The organism is Protofrankia sp. CiP1_Cm_nod2 (assembly GCF_920664355.1).
Lineage (GTDB): Bacteria > Actinomycetota > Actinomycetes > Frankiales > Frankiaceae > Protofrankia.
In genome coordinates this window covers 1-3471 of record NZ_CAKKTL010000114.1, presented here as the reverse complement: position 1 = coordinate 3471, position 3471 = coordinate 1, and the positions used below count along the sequence as shown (strand labels likewise).

2 protein-coding genes are annotated in these 3471 nt (G+C 70.7%); both read left to right on the top strand.

What is annotated here, in order from left to right; translation table 11 throughout:
- Positions 1 to 316 precede the first annotated feature (316 nt).
- A complete protein-coding gene (gene ftsW, locus NBW84_RS13935) occupies positions 317 to 1672 on the top strand; it encodes a putative lipid II flippase FtsW (protein WP_250285169.1) in 1356 nt (451 codons plus the stop codon).
- A gap of 633 nt (positions 1673 to 2305) precedes the next feature.
- Positions 2306 to 3471, top strand: a 1166-nt coding sequence (locus tag NBW84_RS13930; protein ID WP_445548714.1) for an FAD-dependent oxidoreductase, incomplete at its 3' end; no start/stop codon positions are given.

The window sequence follows — 3471 nt, the reverse complement described above, 5'->3', positions numbered from 1 at the left end:
CCGGTGAGTCGGTGAGTCGGTTACGGCAACACGTATCACCGTTGCGATGGTGTGCTGCTTCGCATATCCGGGCGACTCCGCAGGGTTGATTGTTGTTCGGTGTGTCCGGTGGTTCCGTGGGCCGATGCCCGACACGCCCGCGATGGTCGGTGTCGAAAGGGCCTCCGGCGTGGACTATTCGGGGGAAGGCGTGACGGCGTTCCGCGCCGGGGTGCGTTCGTCCCGGTGCTCCGGGGATTCGTCGGGGGCGAGAACGAAAGGACGTGCCGGGGATGGAGCCGGGGATGGTGCCGGGGAGGGTGTCGGGGTGAGTGGCATGACCGGTCTGATGACGAGCCCGCCCCGGCCCGGTGTTTCCCGGCCGGCCGCGGGCGGCGGTGACGGCGACCGGGTGCCGCTGCTGGCCCGGCCGCTGGCGTCCTACTACCTGTTGCTGTTCTCCGCCGGCCTGTTGTTGCTGCTCGGTCTGATCATGGTGCTTTCCGCCTCCAGTGTGCGTGCTTTCGAGGAGCTGGGCTCCCCGTACGCGGTGTTCGCCCGCCAGGCGACCTGGGTGGGTATCGGCCTGCCCCTGCTGGTGCTCGGCAGCCGGCTGCCGGTCCGGGTGTTCCGGCTGCTGGCCTATCCCACGATGGTCGTTTCCCTGCTGTTGCTGCTGGTCGTGCTGACGCCGCTCGGCAAGTCGCTCAACGGCGCCCAGCGGTGGATCGAGCTCGGGCCGTACACGCTGCAGCCCAGCGAGATCGCGAAACTCGCCCTCGTCCTGTGGGGCGCCGATCTGCTGGTACGCAAACGCAAGCTGCTGGGGGAGTGGAAGCACCTGCTGGTGCCGCTCGTCCCCGGCGCGCTGCTGATCTCTGTTCTGATCATGCTTGAGCCGGACATGGGCACGACGATCGTGGTGCTCACGGTCCTGCTCACCCTGCTGTGGGTGGTCGGGACGCCACTGCGGGTGTTCGCCGCGCTCAGTGGGGCGATCCTGGCGGTCGGGACCATCCTGGCCGTCCGGGAGCCGTACCGGCTGGAACGGCTGATGTCCTACCGCGACCCCTTCGCGGACGCCCACGACACCGGCTTCCAGGCCGTGCAGGGCCTGTACGCGCTGGCCTCCGGAGGCTGGTGGGGGGAGGGCCTCGGAGCCTCCCGGGAGAAGTGGCCGGGGCTGCTGCCCAACGCCCACACCGACTTCATCCTCGCCATCATCGGGGAGGAGCTGGGCCTGCTCGGCACGCTGGTCGTCGTCATGCTCTTCGCCGTGCTCGGGTTCGCCGGCATCCGGGTCGCCCACCGCAGCACCGACCCGTTCATCCAGCTCGCCGCCGCGGCGGCCACCGGCTGGATCATCGGCCAGGCGGTGGTCAACATGGGGGCGGTGGTGGGGCTGCTGCCGATCACCGGCATCCCGCTGCCGCTGGTGTCCTTCGGCGGCTCCGCGCTGGTCCCGACGATGCTCACGGTGGGCATGCTGCTGTCGTTCGCCCGCCACGAGCCGGCGGCCGCCGCGGCGATCAGCTCCCGGGCGGCGGCCCGGCGCGACGCCCGGGACCGCGCCGGCGCCGACCACTGGTGGCAGCGCCTCCACGTCCAGCCGGGGCCCGGCCAGCAGACGCACGGCGGCTACCGCGCGGACGTCCGGTATGAGGACGATCCGCGGGCCTCCGTCCGCTGGTGATCCGTCGGTCTGCCTTTGCGTGCCGGTCCACCCGCGACGGGCGGTGACGAAGCCGGAACCGTCCACGGATGGTGACCGGGTGGCCGTTGCCCGGCCGGGCGTGACACAGGCCGGAAGCCTTGACGCACGGACGGTCAGTGGGAAAAGTGGTTCACATGTCGGTCGGAACGCGCCTGGTCCGGCGTCGCTGTGTCGACTTCGCGCGCAGCGACAGCTGTCTGTGTCGATAGGTCCCGGCACATTCGTTCTTCCGATCTTCTTTCGTGACTGAGACGCTGGCCGCGATCGGCTGGTGACGGACCGTTTGCCCGCAGGCTTTCCTCCGGCCGTGAGGGTGGACGCCGTTCCCGCGGACGCCGCTGGCGGCGGTCACTGTCCCCGTTGACCGTCCGGAACCGGATCTTCTCTATCGCTCTATCGCCGTGAGAAGGGACAGCCCGGCCAAGGGCTGAAGGACGGTCATCAAAGGCGGTGTGCTGACTGTGTCGCGCCGCCGGCGGCCCGGCGGGAAAAGCGAGAAGGGGAAAAGGATGGTGGAGCACCGGTGATGACCCCGTGACGTCCCAGCACGTGGAGTCGTTAGGCACCGCGCCGTTGGGTACCGCGCCGTTGGACGCGGCGCCGTTGGATGTGGTGCCGTGGGACCTGCACGCCGACGTGGTCGTCGTCGGTGGCGGGCTGGCCGGCACGTGGGCTGCCCTGGCCGCCGCCCGTCAGGGTGGCACGGTCGTCCTGGCGGAGAAGGGCTACTGCGGTACGAGTGGTGTGACGGCGACCGCCGGGGTCGGCCACTGGTGGGTGCCGCCGCGGGAACAGGACCGCGCCGAGGCGTTACGGGAACGCCAGGCCAGGGCTTTCGGGCTGGGCGAGGAAAGCTGGATGCGCCGCGTTCTCGCCCAGACCTGGGAGCTGCTGCCCACCATCGGTGAGACGTTCCGCTTTCCCACCGACGACGACGGGGCCACCCAGTACCGGACGGTGCGCGGCCCGGAGTATCTGCGGGCCATGCGGCGGCTGGTCAGGCGCGCGGGCGTGCGCATCCTCGACCACAGCCCCGTGCTCGAGCTGCTCGTCCACGCCGACGGCTCGGTGGCGGGCGTCCACGGGGTGCGCCGGCAGCCCGGCGAGGGCCATCAGCCCGGGGCGGACTATCAGGTCGCCGCCGGCGCGGTCGTGCTGGCGACCGGCGGCTGCGGTTTCGCCTCCCGGCTGCTCGGCTCGCAGAACAACACCGGGGACGGATATCTGATGGCGGTCGAGGCGGGGGCGGAGCTCTCCGGTATGGAGTTCTCCAACTATTACACGCTGTCGCCGGCGTGGTCGACGATGACCCGGTCAATGTCCTATCTGTTCGGTACCTATTTCGACGCCGACGGCCAGGAAATCCCCCTGGGCAGGCCGTTGCACACCGAAACCCTGGCCCGGGCGATGCTGGCCGGCCCGGTGTACACCCGGCTCGACCGCACCCCGCAACACATCCAGCGGCAGATGCCGAGGGTGCAGCCCAATTTCATGCTTCCCTTCGACCGGAAGGGGATCAACCCGTACACCGACCTGTTCGAGGTCACCCTGCGTTGCGAGGGGACGATCCGCGGTACCGGTGGCCTGCGGATCGTCGACGACGACTGCGCGACCACGGTGCCGGGGCTGTTCGCCGCCGGTGACGCGGCCACCCGGGAGCTGGTGGCGGGCGCCACCTCCGGGGGCGGCGCCCAGAACTCCGCGTGGGCGTTGTCGTCGGGCACCTGGGCGGGCCGGGCGGCCGTCGCCCACGCGCGCCGGGCGGCCGGCCGTGGCGT

Coding starts and splice junctions, on each gene's coding strand:
- ftsW (WP_250285169.1), top strand. CDS start 317: ATGACCGGTCTGATGACGAGCCCGCCCCGGCCCGGTGTTTCCCGGCCG.